Source organism: Turicibacter sp. KK003, from assembly GCF_037014675.1.
In the GTDB taxonomy this organism is placed as follows: domain Bacteria; phylum Bacillota_I; class Bacilli_A; order MOL361; family Turicibacteraceae; genus Turicibacter; species Turicibacter faecis.
This window is the reverse complement of record NZ_CP142738.1, coordinates 1,921,588-1,936,880: the sequence shown is the minus strand read 5'-3', so window position 1 is coordinate 1,936,880 and position 15,293 is coordinate 1,921,588. Positions and strand designations below refer to the sequence as shown.

Below are 15,293 nucleotides of genomic sequence, written 5' to 3'. Positions count from 1 at the left end.
TGTAATATTTGATAGTAAGGAGATTACACGATGACCACCAACCACCTATTTGAACATCTCTCAACCCCTATGATCCTCATTGATTTAAGTGGTAAAATACAAGCTTTAAACAAGCAAGCCAGAGAACTTTTAAATGATGTTGATTTAGCGATATCAACGGATTTATTCGCCCTTTTGGAAAAAGAAGGTTTTAAATGTCAACCCGACGCCTTTCAACCGTTATTAACACGTGTTCAGTGTGGTGAAAATCAGAAGTTGAGTATTGAACGCAGAAATGGTCAATGTTTTACACTCCATTTCATTTCAAATGAGTCATCGATTATCGTGGAAATATTACAAGAAAACGCCGATTCATTAAAAATGAAATTATTTGATTATATGATTGATAGAATTCCAACAAAGATGATCTTTTATAAAGATCAACAAAATATTTATCGCTACGCTAACCTTGCCTATGTCAAATCATTTCATCTGACCCATCAAGATGAACTGATCGGGTTGACAGATGAGGATCTCTTCAATAGAAAAATTATTTCTCCTATTGTTTACTATCAATGTATTCGTGGAGATGAAGAAGCTCATAGTGAGGGAGAGTATTTAGAGGTCGAATACATTGAGGGTGCTTATTATCAAATTTTCAAGAAAAAAGTGGGCGATGGTATATTTGGGATCGTCAAAGATGTAACAGAAGAAATTATCGGGAAGCAAGAGGCAGAATGTGATGTTATCACCATGCTTCAAAATCGGAAGGCTTTATTAAAGGTATTAAATGCGGTCCCGAAGGATACAGAATATTATGCGATTGGAATTTTACTTGATAATTTAGGTGAAGTAGCAAGGCATAAAGGGGTTGAATATGCTCATCAATGTTTGGGGTAAGTCTCGTATTTTGTTAAAGAGTATCAAGAAATTTTATTTTTCTATTTAGAAGGAATTGGATTTATTGGGCTATTAGATAAAATAAAAGGTGATTTAGAACAATTTAGACAATCCATTGAGGCTGATATTTCAAAACAAAACTTCCCAACGGATTTAAAATTGTCGACAATTGCCACAAAAGTAGATCAGGATTCGGCCAAGAAGTTTCCCTTACCCAATAGGCACAAGTAATGGCATGAACCAATTTTTCAAAAAAAACATCATCTCATAAACGAGATGATGTTTTTTTTGCGTTAATTTTGATAACAAATATCTTGTTTTCCTAGGTAAGGGAACGTTGTAATGTGGTCAGCATTCATTGTATCAGGTGTTAATTTAACCGCGTTGATTCGACGGTTATAGTAATCTGTGTAGTAATAAGTTTGAGATTCTTGACACATGGCTGATTTATAAACGGTAAAGTTCATGGATCCATCGGGGTCAATTTCAGATCCTTTCATCACGGTTACTTCTGATAGGACGTTAAAGAAGGCAGTGACTCCACTTAATTCATCATCAGCCTCTACGACAGCATCACGGAAAAAGACAGTACGAACAAATCGAGCAGCCGGAGAACCGTCACCTGGAATCCCACACATTCCAAGTCCATGCCCGAATGGTTTAAAGACTTTGCTTCCCATTTTTTTCGGTTGAGGTGTTTCACGACAAAGGGTGACGTATTGACTTAAGTTTGTTAATTGCCAATCAAACGTTGGATCATTGGTTAAGACACCGACCGGATTATCGTGGACGTGCATCCCATCTTCCATATATTCAATCACGATACTTTCGCCTGTTTTATCCGTAAAAATCCAGTGTAACCCTGCAACGGGTAAATCGGGTTTAAAGGGGATACTTGTTAAGATAACAGAAGGCAAGGCTTCTTTTAACTCGCTTAAAGATGAGAACGTACTAAGCACCCAATAGACAAAATCAGAAGCAGATAATGAATTTTTATCTTTTACAGCCGTTGGAGAGAACTTCGCGAATTGTGTGAAATTTAACCCTCCCCCCGCTAGTCCTTTTTCATTTACCCCATCAAAGAGCAGCGGGTGATTATCCATGACAATGCCCATCGCAATACAGGCATATTTAGCAGTGACAGTTTCTTGGGTCGCTACGTTTAGCCATTTAAAGTTTTTAGGAACAATTTGAACGGATTGGTTGTAAGAAGCGGGAACATCAAGGTTTCGTCCAAAGAAATGTTTTCCATCCTTTGTGGATAGGCATAATCCTGTGCACATTTTATTTTCCTCCTTAAGATATATAATAACCTTATTAAGATTTGTGAGATGGGGAGTTTTATACCCCTAGGTTAATCATTAATTTTGCATACAAGAGATAATCCCTTCATGAATTTTTTGAAAAGTTAGAACGAGGATATCGCCTTGTTCAATGAGTGTATCCCCTTTAGGGGTGATATTCGTTCCATCTTGTCGCTTAATGAGAATGACAAGTGTTTTGTTAGGCAGTTCAAGGTCTTTTATCTGTTTATGAAACCAGGGATGGGATTTATCAACCTGAACTTCGGTTAGTGGAAGGTCCATGTATTCTTGAAAGTAAGTGCCACTCACAACGAGTTGGTCTCCAGCTAATATTTGTGTATCTCCATTAGGAATTAGCGTCTGATCTTCTCGTCGAATCATTAAGATAAGTGTGTCTGTGATTTTTAAATTGCGAATGAGCCGATTCGCCCAAGGGTGTTGGGGAGTAATGGTGACCTTTAATAAAGGAAGGTGTGTTTCTTCTTGATAATCAGTAAAGGTTTTAAAGACGTTAGCATGGCGGTCAATCATGGATAGTTTTTTGGCGATGGTTGGTAGTAACGTGCCTTGTAGGGCAACGGATAGGAGACAGATACAAAAGCTAATGTGGAAAATATCGTAGGTGAGTGGCTGTCCTTCAAGAAAAGTTAGGATAGCGAAAACGATGGAGGTAGCCCCTCGTAGACCAGACCAGGACAAGAGGACTTTTTGCTGCCAAGAAGCCTTAAAGGGCAACATTAAAAGAAAGACGGTTAAAGGGCGAGCGCATAGCGTCAGCCATAAAAAGATGAGGATGGCGGGTAGAAAAATAGAGGGAATTTTTGAAGGAAAGGCAAGTAAACCGAGTAGGAAGAAAATTAGAATTTGGGCAAGACCTGTGAGACCGTCAAAGAAATTGACGAGAATGACTTTATTAGGAATGGTGCTATTCCCAATAATGATGCCACAAAGATAGGTTGCAAGATAGCCATTTCCCCCTAAAAGGGTGGGTAACGTATACGATAGAAGAGCGAGGGATAGGGCAAAAATAGTCTCAAATCCATCAATCATAAAATTGACTCGTTTTAAAATTTGGGTGCCGAGTACGCCAATTAAGATGCCGAATAAAGTTCCGACCCCTAATTGATTCATTAAAAGAAAGGGAACGTCGCTGATAACGGCTGTTTGATTCATTAACCCAATTAAAATCATTGTTAGCATATAGGCCATCGGATCATTACTTCCACTCTCTAATTCTAGGATAGAAGCCGTTCCCTCTTTTAAGTTTAGTTTTTTTGAACGGAGGATAGAAAAAACAGAGGCAGCATCGGTTGAGCCGATGACGGCCCCCATTAAAAAACTTTCAATTAATTTCATGTGTAAAAAGAAATAACAAAAGAGTCCCGTCAAAAAGGTCGTTAATAAAACTCCTAATGTAGATAATAGAATAGCTGGTTTCATCACGGGACGTGCCACTTTCCAACTCGTTCCAAATCCTCCGTAAAAAATAATAAAAATAAGGGCGATGGTGCAAAGTTGTTCAGTTAAATAATAGTTATTAAAGGAGATTTTAAAAAGTCCGTCTGTTCCAACAATCATTCCAAGAAGAATAAAAAAAAGAAGTGAGGGAAGTCCGAGTTTATGAGTAACCTTACTTAGAAAAATACAAGAAATTAAAATAATGACACAAATTAAGAGAGAAATCTCCATATAATCCCACCTTTCCTTTTTAAGTCTAAGTTAAAGGTCGTATCTCTTCATTTTATGTAAGGATATGCTATTTCGCGATTTATTTTTTTAGTAGGGGGAATCAGATTAGATATTAAGAGCGGATGGGGGAAGAGATCTTTTGTTTTCTATGATTAGGGATACATGAATAAAGGGGATCCTTAATATACTGATACTATTGAGGAGGGGGAAGGTGTGAAAAAAGCAAAAATTATCTCAGTTATCAATTATAAAGGTGGAGTTGGAAAGACGGTGACCTCTTTTAACCTTGCAGCGGGACTAAATTTTTTAAATGGGCATTCTGTGTTACTAATTGATTTAGATCCACAATGTTCATTAAGTACGATTTGCATGAAGGCCTACTCGAGGACGTATGGGAATGAGGATAAGTATAAATTTAGTCATCTTCAAGAAGATGAATGTATTAATCACGTGTTCCGCACGGCTTTGAATCAAGATATTTTAGATTTTGAGATGCCAATTGACTTAGAGCGGCTCATTAAAAGAGATTTTTATAAAACAGAACGGCTTCATCTGAAGGGATTTGATTTCATTCCCGCCACGATGCTTGTGAGTGCAAGACAAGGTGCGATAACAGGGCTTGAAGATATTGATGGAGATATTCGACGAAGTTACGGAGATAGTTCCAATAGCCAGTTAATGCGCCTTAGTATTTTAGCGAAGTTTTTTAAGCAATCTAAACTGGATGAACAATATGATTTCATTATTTTTGATTGTCCGCCAACGAATAACTATGTGACCCAAAATGCTTTATTTGTGTCGGACTATTATTTAATTCCAACGATTATGGATAATATGGGATTACAAGGGGTGACGCATATTAGAAATATCGTGGAGAAAAAGGAAATTTTAGAGTTTTGTCGGGCGTATGAGACGATCATTCGTTTGGCACCGGATTCATCCTATTTAGCGTATTTAAAGCCAGGAGTTCCTAAAATGCTTGGGATTGTCGAGACATTAAAGAAAGCAGGGACAGACACGAAAACGTTAAGAACACAGGTTGATCTTAAATTTCCACGCATGCTATTTGAATCAGTCATTGAAAATCAGGTGAAAATTTCTCGTTTAACCGGGGATGGGGAGTGTTGCTTCGTTAAACCAGAGGTGATGACGAAAGTTAAACCTAATCAAATGTACGGGAATTTAGTGTTTGAGGTGTTGGACCGACTTCACATTGAAAAAAACAAATCTACCCGCAAAGTAACAGATTATTTATAAGAAATTGGAGGGAGTTTAGTGGCAAAAATTAAAGATATTATCGGCGTTCTCACAACCTATGAAAAGATTACTCAGCTCGTCGGTGGGGAAGAATTAGAGGGAATTAAAGAGTTTACGGCAGTATTAAAAAACTATCGCCAATTAGAGATCTCAGCTTTTGAACAAAAACTTGTGGAAGGTCAGAAGAAAAAAGATCCGACGCTTTCACCAAAAAATCAGGCGATTCGTTTAGGGCAACTTTATTTTAAAGAGGTTTATCATGGGGGGATTGATGAATCTCAACGAGAATCATTAACGATTTATTTATCTTTACCAGAAAATAACGGATTAAAAGCCATTTTAGATTTACCGAGTCATGAACGTTGTTCGTACATAAGTCAGCTATCCGATAAGGAGCTAACAACCAATCATCTTGCCTTTTTAGGGATGGCCTTATTCAATGCTAAATTAAAGGGACGCACCAAGGCGGACCAAAAAAAGAATTTACTTGATATTTTATGGACCGTTAGTGAAAATCAAGCGATGAATGATATTTACGATAGCGCCATCTAATCAGGCTTTTAGGGAGGCGATAAAATGAGAGGGATCATCATTTTTTTATCGTGTATTTGTTTAGTGGGGTGTCGCCCGATTCATCAGGCCGTGTCTTCTTATGACATGAGTTTGTTACCCAGTGATTTTGGTGGTCATTCTGCTTATGCGGTTGGAATGAGCGAGGAAGGAAAACCTGTTTTCATCGATCCCAATCGAGCTTTTGAAACAATCGTTGAACAATATAAAGAGGGGTTTCAGGCTATTAAAGAGGAGTATTATTTATTTCCCATTACGAAATGGAATTGGCGCTCGTATGGGTATTATGGGTGGCAGATTACCCATGAGGATGAAGACGTTGTGAATCAAGCGTATGAAATTTCGCGATTTTTTCAAATTTACCAAAATAGTTTTTAACTTTTTGAATCAAGATTGATGAAATAAGAGATAGGGGGGAGAGTGGATGAAAATGAAAAATGCGGTAAATTCAATTCCGGTCGTTAAACACCCCATGCCATATTTAATGGTCGTTATCGGGTTTTTAGTCTTGTTAAGAACGCCACTATTAGCAGGAGTTTCGAATCCGGAACTATTTTTAATGGGGTACTTAGGATTCTTTTTAATTTTCTCCGTGACTGTTGGGAAAAAGGAAATGGGGCCTTTTTATAATAAAGGTGGAAGTTTGATTAATCTCATCGCTATGACGGGAATGGTCTATTTCTTCGGAATTTTGGCGGAAAGTGTAGCGGGAAGTTTTTTATCAGCTAACGATCCTCAATTATTGGATCAATTGACCTATCCGTTAACAGCGACACACGTCGTGCATGAATTGGCACGTTACTCACTCGTTGGTATTGGAGAAGAAATTTTTAAGTTTTGTCTCTTTTTAATTCTTTATGGGGTTTTGGTTCGGGTGATGAAGAACCGGATGATTTCTTGTATCGTTAGCGTTTTGGTGACGAGTTTCTTCTTTGGACTGTTGCACATGAACTATAACTTTGATCAGTGGCTTAACATTACGTTGATTATTGGATCGGGTACGGTTGTTTATTTTTACTTTTTATTTAAGTATCGGACGATTGTCCCATTGATGCTGGCTCATGCGCTACAAGATTTTTTAGTGACGATGGAGCACACCGAGGGGCTATCTGGAATTTATATGTTATTTTTAACAGGAATTGTTCTATGTTGGTTTATTGCTCGATTCGGTTTAGGCTATAAATTAAAAGTCTTAGATGAGTGAGACCATGACCGAACAAAAAAAGCGAAGCTATCTTTAAAATGTACCCTAGAGAGTAGACAAATAAAAAAAGTCTACCTTCTAGGGCCTTTTTGTTATAATATTAACTATTAGATTTTAGGAGGATTTTAAATGAGCAAGAAGTTATTTACACCACAAGAGATTGAACAACTCAAACAAAACGAATATGTTAAGTCAGTATCTGAAAAAGGGATTACTTATACGAAAGAATTTAAGGAGAACTTTATTATGATGAGCGAGAAAGGAAAGTTTCCGCGAGAGATATTCGAATACTATGGATTTAATGTTACGGTGCTTGGCATGCAGCGTGTGAATTCTGCAGCTAAACGTTGGAAACAAGCCTTTAAAACCCAGGGCCCATTAGGATTGGATGATAGTCGTACTAAGAATTCTGGAAGGTCCCTAAAACGAGAGTTAACGCTAGAAGAACAATTATTACGCACGCAGGCTGAATTAGAAGTTTTAAAGATTGAGAACGAATTATTAAAAAAGTTGAGACTCATGAGAAAAATGCTCGAATAGTCTCTAAAGAAGTAAAGTTTCAAATGATTCATCAAGTAGTGAATCAGACATCAACTAAATTTAAATCTTTAATTTCTCATTTATGCGATAGTCTTGGTGTTTCAAGATCAGGTTATTATCGTTATTTTTCGTTATGTGCTGAAGAAGCTCGTTTAAAGCGATTAAAGGAGGAACAACATCGTTTAGAAGTTATTCAAAAGGCCATTTGTTTTAAGGGACGAAAAAACAAGGGAATTCGCCAAGTAGCGATGGTTCTTAAAGGGGAATTCAACATTATCTTTAACCTAAAATCTATTCATCGAATCATGAAAAAGTATGGACTATTGAGTCAAGTTCGTCGAAGCAATCCCTATCGTAAACTCGCTAAAGCGACACAAGCACATCGTGTCTGTCCAAATCTTGTTAATCGTCAATTTAGGCCATTAGAACCTTATAAAGTTCTATTAACCGATATCACTTATTTAAAATATGGAAAGGGTCAGACTGCCTATCTCTCGACCATCTTAGATAGTGCAACAAATGAAGTTTTAGCTTTTCAATTAAGTGAGCATTTAAAGATAGATTTTGTTCTCCAAACACTGAACCAACTTCAAGAAAATCCGACTGTCCAATTAACGAAGGAAACGATTATTCACTCCGATCAGGGCGTGCATTATACGAGTCCGCAATTTTCGAATCAATTAAAGGAATTAGGAATTCAACAATCAATGTCTAGGAAGGGGAATTGTTGGGATAACGCTCCACAAGAATCATTTTTTGGGCATCTAAAAGATGAAGCAGATATAACCAATCAACTGACATTTGATGATTTACTCATTGAAATTGAAGAATATATAGATTATCATAACAACTTTAGATATCAATGGAATTTAAAAAAGCTGACTCCTGTAGGATACAGAAATCAGCTTCAAGTTGCTTAGGTTTTTTTCTTTGTCCTTGACAAAGGGTACAGATTACTTTGAATCGGATGACTTTTTAATAAGGGCGATAATAAGGAAGGGCCTATTTAGGAATCGAGGTTAAGACACGTTTTGTATTTATTCGGCAATAATGCCTTTTAACTTGCTTTATGAGGGATACTATTAATGTGCAAAACTACTTCCAATTAATTTCCAGCTATAAAATACCAGTAAAAAAAGAAAAAACATTAACTTAAATCCCTGTATAATTAAGTCTCCTACAACCAATTAACGAGGGGGAATTAAGTTAATGTTCATGGATAGTATTATATCAGATTCAAATTCAATTTTCAAATTTTTAAAACAACTTGATTTAGATTTATTCTTATCTAAACCTCAGTTTAATCATGTTAACCAGTTTCTAAACTTGATGATTCAGGAAAATTATCAGGGGAAAATCTCTGCCGTTAAACACTGTCATCGGACAAGTTTTGGACGATTTTTAACGGATAGTCCTTGGGATGAGGAGGCGATCAGTCACCAGATTCAAACCTATGTTTTATCCTGTATCTATCAGCGTTCTTATCAAACTCAACAACCTATTTACGTGATGGTTGATGATACGACTTGTGTTAAAACTAAACCTTCGTCACGGGCAACACATCCTATTCAAGGATGTAGCTGGCACTTTTCTCATCTTCATCATCAACACGTTTATGGTCATCAATTTGTCGCCTTGATGCTTCAATGTGAGGATTTAATTCTTCCTTATCAAATCATTCCCTATGAAAAAGAGAAACAGAGTAAAATCGAACTCGTTCGAAGAGCTCTGATGGAATTACCCAAACCTCCCTATAAAGGCTATGTCTTAGCGGATAGTTGGTATACGTGTGAAGCTCTCCTTCAAACGGCTAAGCAAGTCGGGTTTCATTATTTAGGAGCGATTAAAACGAATCGAATCATTCTTCCTAAAGGTTACCGTCCCAACGGAATTCAACTGAAACAATTTGCGAAAACATTATCCCTTCATGATCTCGACTTAGTGACCGTCGGATCTGAGCGTTATTATACATATCTATATAAGGGACGAATAAGAGGGGGACATGTCGTCCAAATCATTTTAAGTTGGCCCCAAACGGCTCCTTTGGAAGAAAAAGCTTTACGTTGTTTTATGAGTCATGATTTGAAAATGTCTGCCAAACAACTACTTAAACACTATACTAAACGTTGGCCTATTGAAATTTTCTTCCGAGAAGTGAAGCAAAATTTCGGAATGGGGAACTATCAAATTCGAACTTTACAAGGGATTAAACGATTGATGTTAATGATTCAATTCGTTTACCTTTATTTAAAACGAATAACGTTAAATAATCGTTGTTTGGGTGACAGTTTACGCCAGTGTCAACGAAAGCAAAAACAAGAATTAGTGAAATTAATTTATCATAAAGCTCAAAAAGGTGTGGAATTAAAAACCATTTTTGAAGAGTTGAAAATTGCATAGGGTAAGTGTATTTTCATTCCTTGGAAAATTTTTCTTAAAAATTGCACATTAATAGAGGGATAGTCAAACGAGCGGATGATTGATGGATGAAAAAAAGCATTGACCCTGTAGGGCTCAATGCTTTTTTTATATGGAGGCGGAAGGTTTTCCTTTATTTTTTAAAAGACAGGCGTGATTTTTGAAGGAGTCGAATAAGAACATAGCCGATTGCTAGTGTTAAGTTAAAAAGCCCAATAGCAAGGCTCGCCATTAAAAGGTGTGTGGCAGTGAGGGTTGGGAGCTCTCTTGTTTGGGTGGATGGGTTTTCCCTCGTTAAAACATCTGATTTTAAAGGGGGATCGTCAATTGAGTCAACTGATGATGAGGGGATGCTTTTGGCTTCAATCACAATCGGTTTAAAGTAATGAGGGTCTGATTCTTGCTCATAGGTCATGTTACAGGTTGTGAATACGAGGCTTGATAATAAAAGAATCAAGATCATACAGATTAATTTTTGTCTCTTTTGCATTTTAAAGGCTCCTTTTTGACAAGTTGCCTATACTTTATCATGGAAATATTAAGAAAAGTGTGGTAAAACTATTAAGATTTTATGAAGATGAACGGGCAAGGCAGGAAAGAAAGGGCAATAGGAGGTTTTACGATGATCGATGTGTTTTTTAGTGAAGGGGCGGCTTATACGTGGTATTTGTCAACGATTCCGGTTGAGGAGCGAACGGATGAACCGATACAGGAATTTGAATCCATTATTTATTTACCGTTTCTATTTGACTTAGGGGATTTTTCAGATGGAATCAGTTCTACTTCAAGGGAGAATCTTTTTTGTGAGATACATCGGAGCAAGTTCTCGAGTGAGGCCGAATTAAGATCCCGATTTCGTTCGCTCACTAAGCAGTGGCAACGGTTAGAGAAAGAGGCTCAGCGTGGAGCGACCTTTCGAATTTGGGTTGGTCCATCGGCGAATGATGGGTGTGGCCTTTATTTTCTTTGTTCCATTTTAAAGGATATTGAGGTGAGTTTATCGGTTGTTCACCGTCCCCCTTATCAGCTGACTCCGTTTAAAAGCCTTGTCTTTTTTCGAAATTGGGACGAGATGACAGAAAATTATTTTCAGATGCTTGTTCAAGGTGAGACCGTTTTATCGGAGATAGAGAAAAAGGTGTTTGCGATGATGTGGGAGAATCAGTTAAAAACCTCTCCCTTACGGGTGATGCTAGAAGGAAAGGTGCTTGGAGTTTCTGAAGACTTTTATGATTCCTTTATTCGATGGCAACTGCTTAAAGGATCGACCTCCGTAACTGATTTAATAAGAAACCTTGTCTTAGAAAATGAACTGTCTTTAAATGAAGGATGGTATACTAAACGAATTAAAGCGATGCTTGAAACGGGGATCTGTCAAGTGGTGGTCCCTTCTGATGAGTTTGATGATCAGGTTATCAAATGGGGAGGGGAATCTTAGAGTGGAGCGAGCGTTATCTAAAAAAAATCAACGCATGGTTGATTTTATAAACTAAAGTCGATTATTATTCCATTGAGATTGGCCCATACTAATCCTATAATAGGCTTAGGAAGTTAGGTGATAAGGTGTCAGAACTAAAGATTGCAAAAATGATTATGAAACGAAGAAAAGAACGGAAAATGACGCAAGAAGACCTGGCTAACTATTTAGGGGTCTCTAAGGCAGCCATTTCGAAGTGGGAGACAGGTCAAAGTTATCCTGATTTAGCGTTGCTCCCGATTATTGCCGCTTATTTTAATCTAAGTGTGGATGAACTCATCGGGTATGAACCACAGATGGATAAAAATGAGATTCGCTCGTTGTATCAACGGTTATGTCATGATTTTACGACGCAACCTTTTGATGAAGTCATCACGACTTGTCGAGATATTGTTCGTCGCTACTATTCTTGTTATCCGTTGTTATTTCAAATAGGCGTTTTAATGATTAATCACAGCATGTTAGACCCAAACCAAACACAGGCTATTAATGAGTGGGCACGGTCTTTATTTGAGCGTGTAAAAGTAAATAGTGAAGATGTTGATCTTGCGAAACAAGCTCAAACGTTTGAGGCACTTAGTTACATCTTATTAAATCAACCGTTAGAAGCGCTTCGCCTCCTTGAGGGATGTCAAAAACCGATGGCAACGGGAGAACTTTTACAAGCTCAAGCCTATCAAATGATGGGGGAGTGGGAGGAAGCGCAAAAGTCAACGCAGATTGCTTTATATAAAGGACTGATGTTGATGATGGAGGCCTTTCCAATGATGCTCTCATTAAATGACGGGGCAAAGTTTGAAACAGTGTTGCAAAAGCTGTTAGAGGTGGTTCAAACATTTGAGTTAGAAGGATTAAATCCGTATTGCTTAATGCCTATTTATTTGTTGGTGGCTAAGAAATGGATGGGGCTTCAAGAAGAGGAACGGGCACTTGATTACTTAGAGCAATATACGAAATTAGCGACATCCATCGGGTCTTCCTTTTATTTAAGAGCCTCGACTTTCTTTAATCAGTTAGATCAGTGGTATGAGACGTTTGATCTTGGAAAAATGGCGCCGCGAAATGAGGTCATTATTAAACAATCCATGATAGACGCTGTGGTGATGGAACCTTTATTTATGTCTTTACAAACAAATGAACGCTTTATCCAATTAGTGAAACGGCTAGGAGAATGAAAATGTTAATTGTTACGACACAGGAAATACCCGGGAAAGAAATTTTAGAAGTGAAAGGATTAGTTCGAGGAAGTACGGTGCGTTCTAAAAATATCGGAAAAGATATTGGTGCCGCCTTAAAAGGAGTCGTTGGTGGTGAATTAGCTGGCTATAATGAAATGTTAACGGAGGCGCGCCAAATTGCGATTGGACGAATGGTTGAGGATGCAAAGTCAAAAGGAGCCAACGCGATTGTTGGCATGCACCTCATGTCTTCATCTGTCATGAGCGGAGCAGCGGAAATGGTCGTCTATGGGACAGCAGTGCTTATTAAAGAATAGGTACATTGAGAAAAAAAGGAGTTGAGTATGGATGCTAATTGTAACAACGGATCAGATTGTTGGGAAAGAAATTGTAGAAGTGAAGGGGCTTGTTCGAGGAAGTACGGTACGTTCTAAAAATATCGGAAAAGATATTGGCGCCGCCCTAAAGGGAGTCGTCGGTGGTGAATTAACGGGCTATAACGAAATGCTAACAGAGGCGCGCCAAATTGCGATTGGACGAATGGTTGAGGATGCAAAATCAAAGGGAGCTAATGCGATTGTCGGGATGCGTCTGATGTCATCGGCTGTGATGAGTGGTGCCGCGGAAATGGTCGCTTACGGAACGGCGGTCGTTATTCATGATTAAACTCATTATTGGGTGTTATGTGGTGAATTTAATCATTGGAGGAGGGCTCATTCTTTATAAATTCATCGAGCGTCAAAAAGAGAAAAAAGAGGAGCGTCAACATGATTACAAAGATTATTAGGGGGGGATTTTTATGACTCAATGGTCTGACTATTTACCATTTTTAATTCCGTTAGGGGTGGCTCAGTTCGCCCTAGCTATTTTTTCGGTGATTCATGTGGTGAAGCACCCATCTTATCGTTTTGGAAATAAAGCGTTATGGATTGTTGTAGTCCTTGTGTTTCAGTTTATTGGACCGGCTGTTTACTTCTTATTTGGAAGAGGGGACGAAGAATGAGAGTCCTAGAGGTCAAAGGGTTACGTAAACAGTTTGGGGACCAAACGGTGCTTGAAGACGTTTCTTTTACGATTCCTAGTCAGTGTATCTTTGGGTTTTTAGGACAAAATGGGGCCGGGAAGACGACGACCATGAAATTAATTTTAGGACTTTTAAAAGCAACGTCAGGAGAAATCTTTGTGTGTGGTGAGCCGGTTGTTTACGGAAATACTAAAACGAATCGGCTGATTGGGTATCTTCCTGATGTCCCAGAGTTTTATGCTTATATGACGCCTCGTGAGTATCTATTGTTATGCGCAGAGGTTACGGGACTTCCAAAACACGTGATAAAAGATAGATGTGACGAACTTTTAGATCTTGTTGGACTGTCTAACGTTAATCGGCGAATTGGCGGATTTTCACGGGGAATGAAACAACGATTAGGGATTGCCCAAGCTTTACTCAATAATCCTACATTACTCATTTGTGATGAACCTACTTCCGCGTTAGATCCTGTTGGACGAAAGGAAATTTTAGACGTTTTATTAAAGGTGAAAGAACAAACAACAGTTTTATTTTCGACGCATATTTTATCAGATGTGGAACAAATTTGTGATCAGATTGCGATTTTGCATGAAGGAAAACTCGTCCTAACGGGCGATCTGTTGACGTTAAAAAAACAATTTGCTCCTCGTCAAATCCAACTTGAATTTAAGGATGCCGCGCATGCGAATGAGGTGCATTCATTATTACTGAATGAGGCACGTATTCAAAAGATTAACCAACAAGCAACGATGCTAAATGTTGAGGTGAACGATTTAGAGGGGGACGGGCAGCATCTGTTGAAATTAATCCTTGAAGCAAGGATCCCGATTTATCAGTTCAAAGTTGTAGAGCCAAGTCTTGAATCGTTATTTATGGAGGTGATTGGATGCGAGCCTATGTTGCCTTTATAAAAAAAGAAGGACTGGAATTAGTCAGAACGTATAAATTATTATTAATGATTCTTATCTTTTTTGCTTTTGGTGTCATGAGTCCGTTGATGGCTAAGCTTATGCCGGATTTAATGAGCCAACTTGTGACGGAAGGAATCGAAATCTCTTTACCCGAACCGTCAGCCATCGATTCGTATGCGCAATTTTTCAAAAATTTGACGCAGATGGGGTTAATGGTAATCGTGTTAATGTTTAGTGGGACGTTGACGCAAGAATTAGGCAAGGGGACGCTGGTGCACTTAGTGACGAAGGGACTTGCCAAATCAACGGTGCTTTTGGCTAAATATACGGTTTCAGGGCTGAGTTGGACAGGTTGTTTGTTGTTGACGTTTGTCGTGACGTATGGATATACGGTTTATTTGTTTCCGGGTGATGAGATGTCGCATTTAGTTTATTCAGTGGGGGCGTTGTGGTTATTCGGGCTATTTTTATTAGCTTTATCACTCTTTTTCCAAACGCTTGTCAAGAGTCAGACGACCTCACTCATGTTCGTTGCCTTATGTACTGGAGGATTATTTTTTGTCAATTTATTTCCTCGCATCCAGGAAGTGAGTCCATTAAAATTGGTGACAGATAATGTTGCCATGCTGAATCAGGCGTATGACTTAAGTTCACTAATAACCCCGGTTTTGATAACGCTTGGATGGACGGTTATTTTATTAATAGGATCGCTTGTGATTTTTAGAAAAAAACAATTATAACTTTTTTTTATCCGACAAAGGACCTACTGGTAGTAGGTCCTTTGTCGGATTTTGTATTTCAATCCTTTTTATATCGCTGAATAGGAGGAGGAAATTTTT

The 15,293-nt window shown here is 38.1% G+C and carries 18 protein-coding genes; 15 read left to right on the top strand and 3 right to left on the bottom strand.

Annotation, left to right across the window (positions count from 1 at the left end; genetic code table 11):
- The first annotated feature begins 30 nt into the window (after positions 1–30).
- Positions 31–879, top strand: coding sequence for a PAS domain-containing protein (locus tag VXM77_RS09425; protein ID WP_161832779.1), 849 nt, complete (start codon positions 31–33; stop codon positions 877–879).
- 293 nt (positions 880–1,172) lie between these two features.
- Here VXM77_RS09425 and bsh read toward each other — a convergent pair whose 3' ends face one another.
- Together bsh and VXM77_RS09415 are read right to left on the bottom strand one after the other, a co-directional pair.
- The gene (gene bsh, locus VXM77_RS09420) at positions 1,173–2,162 is read right to left on the bottom strand and encodes a choloylglycine hydrolase (RefSeq protein ID WP_338506163.1); all 990 of its coding nucleotides are present in this window, start codon (positions 2,160–2,162) and stop codon (positions 1,173–1,175) included.
- A gap of 78 nt (positions 2,163–2,240) precedes the next feature.
- Positions 2,241–3,872 carry a potassium/proton antiporter gene (locus tag VXM77_RS09415; RefSeq protein WP_338506161.1) on the bottom strand — a complete coding sequence of 544 codons (1,632 nt, stop codon included), beginning with the start codon at positions 3,870–3,872 and terminating at the stop codon, positions 2,241–2,243.
- A 213-nt stretch (positions 3,873–4,085) separates the two neighbouring features.
- Here VXM77_RS09415 and VXM77_RS09410 point away from each other — a divergent pair, with 213 nt between their 5' ends.
- The 6 genes from VXM77_RS09410 (at position 4,086) to VXM77_RS09385 (ending at position 9,843) form a co-directional block, all read left to right on the top strand.
- Positions 4,086–5,129 carry an AAA family ATPase gene (locus tag VXM77_RS09410; RefSeq protein WP_338506159.1) on the top strand — a complete coding sequence of 348 codons (1,044 nt, stop codon included), beginning with the start codon at positions 4,086–4,088 and terminating at the stop codon, positions 5,127–5,129.
- A gap of 18 nt (positions 5,130–5,147) precedes the next feature.
- A complete protein-coding gene (locus VXM77_RS09405) occupies positions 5,148–5,681 on the top strand; it encodes a hypothetical protein (protein ID WP_161831239.1) in 534 nt (177 codons plus the stop codon).
- Between the two features lie 24 nt (positions 5,682–5,705).
- Positions 5,706–6,077, top strand: a complete 372-nt coding sequence (locus VXM77_RS09400) for a hypothetical protein (RefSeq protein WP_161831237.1) — start codon at positions 5,706–5,708, stop codon at positions 6,075–6,077.
- A gap of 46 nt (positions 6,078–6,123) precedes the next feature.
- Positions 6,124–6,903: a CPBP family intramembrane glutamic endopeptidase gene (locus VXM77_RS09395; RefSeq protein ID WP_262951061.1), complete on the top strand. Its 780-nt coding sequence runs from the start codon at positions 6,124–6,126 to the stop codon at positions 6,901–6,903.
- Between the two features lie 129 nt (positions 6,904–7,032).
- Positions 7,033–8,363 (top strand): IS3 family transposase gene (locus VXM77_RS09390; RefSeq protein WP_262951243.1). Its coding sequence is split into 2 segments (ribosomal slippage): positions 7,033–7,414 and positions 7,414–8,363, totalling 1,332 coding nucleotides; the frame shifts between segments, so codons are not numbered across the junction.
- Positions 8,364–8,652: 289 nt separating this feature from the next.
- Positions 8,653–9,843 carry a transposase gene (locus tag VXM77_RS09385; protein WP_161832744.1) on the top strand — a complete coding sequence of 397 codons (1,191 nt, stop codon included), beginning with the start codon at positions 8,653–8,655 and terminating at the stop codon, positions 9,841–9,843.
- 151 nt (positions 9,844–9,994) lie between these two features.
- Here the strand turns inward: VXM77_RS09385 and VXM77_RS09380 are convergent, their stop codons facing one another.
- Positions 9,995–10,351 (bottom strand): hypothetical protein, encoded by a 357-nt coding sequence (locus VXM77_RS09380; protein WP_161831233.1) that lies wholly within the window; start codon positions 10,349–10,351, stop codon positions 9,995–9,997.
- Between the two features lie 132 nt (positions 10,352–10,483).
- Here VXM77_RS09380 and VXM77_RS09375 point away from each other — a divergent pair, with 132 nt between their 5' ends.
- The 8 genes from VXM77_RS09375 (at position 10,484) to VXM77_RS09340 (ending at position 15,194) form a co-directional block, all read left to right on the top strand.
- Positions 10,484–11,299 (top strand): DUF3658 domain-containing protein, encoded by an 816-nt coding sequence (locus tag VXM77_RS09375; RefSeq protein WP_161831231.1) that lies wholly within the window; start codon positions 10,484–10,486, stop codon positions 11,297–11,299.
- A 125-nt stretch (positions 11,300–11,424) separates the two neighbouring features.
- Positions 11,425–12,513: a helix-turn-helix transcriptional regulator gene (locus VXM77_RS09370; RefSeq protein ID WP_161831229.1), complete on the top strand. Its 1,089-nt coding sequence runs from the start codon at positions 11,425–11,427 to the stop codon at positions 12,511–12,513.
- Positions 12,514–12,515: 2 nt separating this feature from the next.
- Entirely contained in the window at positions 12,516–12,833 is a 318-nt protein-coding gene (locus tag VXM77_RS09365) for a heavy metal-binding domain-containing protein (RefSeq protein WP_161831227.1), read from the top strand.
- Positions 12,834–12,864: 31 nt separating this feature from the next.
- A complete protein-coding gene (locus tag VXM77_RS09360; protein ID WP_161831225.1) occupies positions 12,865–13,182 on the top strand; it encodes a heavy metal-binding domain-containing protein in 318 nt (105 codons plus the stop codon).
- Positions 13,175–13,303 (top strand): hypothetical protein, encoded by a 129-nt coding sequence (locus tag VXM77_RS09355; RefSeq protein ID WP_255421463.1) that lies wholly within the window; start codon positions 13,175–13,177, stop codon positions 13,301–13,303. The genes VXM77_RS09360 and VXM77_RS09355 overlap by 8 nt, the downstream gene beginning before the upstream one ends.
- A gap of 12 nt (positions 13,304–13,315) precedes the next feature.
- Positions 13,316–13,519 carry a PLD nuclease N-terminal domain-containing protein gene (locus tag VXM77_RS09350; RefSeq protein WP_262951065.1) on the top strand — a complete coding sequence of 68 codons (204 nt, stop codon included), beginning with the start codon at positions 13,316–13,318 and terminating at the stop codon, positions 13,517–13,519.
- Complete coding sequence (locus VXM77_RS09345) at positions 13,516–14,454, top strand: ABC transporter ATP-binding protein (RefSeq protein WP_161831224.1); 939 nt, start codon at positions 13,516–13,518, stop codon at positions 14,452–14,454. The genes VXM77_RS09350 and VXM77_RS09345 overlap by 4 nt, the downstream gene beginning before the upstream one ends.
- Positions 14,430–15,194, top strand: a complete 765-nt coding sequence (locus tag VXM77_RS09340; protein WP_262953780.1) for an ABC transporter permease subunit — start codon at positions 14,430–14,432, stop codon at positions 15,192–15,194. The genes VXM77_RS09345 and VXM77_RS09340 overlap by 25 nt, the downstream gene beginning before the upstream one ends.
- Positions 15,195–15,293: the final 99 nt, after the last annotated feature.